Annotated in this window: 3 protein-coding genes; all 3 read right to left on the bottom strand. The window is 69.1% G+C overall.

Annotated features, from left to right (window positions below):
- Window positions 1–194, bottom strand: a 194-nt coding sequence (locus HII36_RS58480) for a hypothetical protein (RefSeq protein ID WP_173531355.1), incomplete at its 3' end; no start/stop codon positions are given.
- 5 nt (window positions 195–199) lie between these two features.
- Window positions 200–1,426 carry a hypothetical protein gene (locus HII36_RS58475; RefSeq protein WP_173531354.1) on the bottom strand — a complete coding sequence of 409 codons (1,227 nt, stop codon included), beginning with the start codon at window positions 1,424–1,426 and terminating at the stop codon, window positions 200–202.
- Between the two features lie 58 nt (window positions 1,427–1,484).
- Window positions 1,485–1,748 (bottom strand): hypothetical protein (locus HII36_RS55000; protein WP_173531353.1); only part of this gene is annotated, 264 nt, incomplete at its 5' end.

Here is a 1,748-nt window from a genome sequence, read left to right as displayed (position 1 = left end):
TCGGTGAGGAGGTCGGCGAGGGCGACGAACGCGGAGCGGCGGACGAGGGCGAGTGCGGCGGCCTTGGCGTGGTCGGGGCTGACGAAGCACAGGCCGGCGTTGTGCCAGGCGGCGGGGGTTTCGGCCTGCCACTGGAAGGTGGGGAAGAGGCTGCCGAGGTACTTGAGGTAGATCACGGTCTCGGTGAGGGTCACGCTGGTTACTCCACGGTTCCGGGGATGACGGTGGGGTGGGCGGTCGCGGCCTGGCCGGTAGCGGCGGCCTGGGCGGCTTCGGTGGCGAGGGCGTGGGCCATGGCCTGCTCGTAGGCGGTGGCGTTGCCCTGGCGGGTCTTGGGGGTGCGGCCCTGCTCGTTCTTGGCGGCGAGGTAGAGCCGCTGGTACTGCTTGCGCAGGCTGGCGGGGCTGAGGATGTTGCGGTGCCAGAACTCGTCGGTGTGGGCCCAGTCGATGGCGCCGTGGATCCGCTGTTCGGGGATGCCGTCGAGGTCGAGCATTCGGCGGGCGGCGTCGCGCCAGGTCTGGCCGATGGTGGGCCGCTTGAGTCCGTGGGCCTCGATCTTGTCTGCGAGGTGCTTGCACACGCGCTCGACGTCGAGTCGGGGCGGGTCGGAGACCTTGGCGGGGGCGGCGCTGCTGCTGGGCTTGGCGCTGGCCTGGCCGGGTGAGGTGTCGCCGTGGTCCGAGCCGTGAGGTTCGGACGTACCTGTATTTGTACGAGAGGGAGAGGTAGTACTACTACCTTCCCCCTTCCCCCTACCCCTACGACCCTTCGGCGAAGGGTTCGGCGAACCGTTCTTGGAACCCTTTCCGCGACCGTTTCGTGACCTGGCTCCTGTCCAGCGTGACGCGGCCAAATCGACGAGTTCGGGGGGTGCGGCGGGGCCGCCGAGGTCCTGCACGAAGAGGGCGTGTTCGGCGCGCACGTGCGCGCTCGTCTTGTCGTCGATCGGGATGCGGTGCAGCTCGTGGAGGAGGACGGCGCGGATCTGGGCGGATTCGACCAGCTCAGCGGCCCTGCGGGCGGACAGCATGAGGTTGGGAATCTTCCACACGCCGTCGAGGCGGATGAGGCTCCTGACCAGGAGTTCTTCGGTGTTCTCGTCGATGACGACGAACGAACGGCTCCCCGGGGGGTTCCCGGCAGGGTTCGCAGAGGGGTTCGTTGAAGGGTTTCCGGAAGGGTTCGCAGAGGGGTTCGACGGGGCGGGTTTGGCCAGCTCAGCGAGGCCGTCACGCACGTCCGCGATGGTGAGCCCGGCGGCGGTGTTCGCCCACCGGCGCTCGCGCAGGGCGAGCGTCCCGGCGTACGTCAGGTCGTCCTGGCTGAGCAGGAACAGAAACTGCCTCTGGGCGTTCGCTGTGAGCGCGCGGAAGTGCTCGTCACGCCAGATTCGCGTGAACAGCCGCGCCTCTTCACGAGCCATGTGGTGGTGCTCCGTTCAGGTTCGGTGGTGTCGTCGCTCCCGTAGACGGCACCTCGGGTTACTGGTCGGTGCCGCCCTTGCGGAGGCGGGCCTTGCGTTCCTTCTGCTTGGCGACCTCGGCCTTGGCGGCGGCCTGCATCTCGAGCGAGGCCCTGCGCTTGCCAGAGGCGATGGCACGGGCGTCAGTGGTCCACGACTCGGACACGCCGGGATACGGGTTGTACGACGTCCACCACGGGCACTTGCGGCAGTAGCAGCGGCGCGGCGCGCAGGTGGTTTCCGGGGGTTCGGGTTGGTCGGCGAGCGCGGCGGGGGTGTGGTC

Origin of the sequence: Nonomuraea antri, assembly GCF_013283785.1 — a bacterium.
Taxonomy (GTDB): Bacteria; Actinomycetota; Actinomycetes; order Streptosporangiales; family Streptosporangiaceae; genus Nonomuraea; species Nonomuraea antri.
Note: the sequence above shows the minus strand (reverse complement) of the source record. Positions and strands in the feature narration are given on the sequence as shown.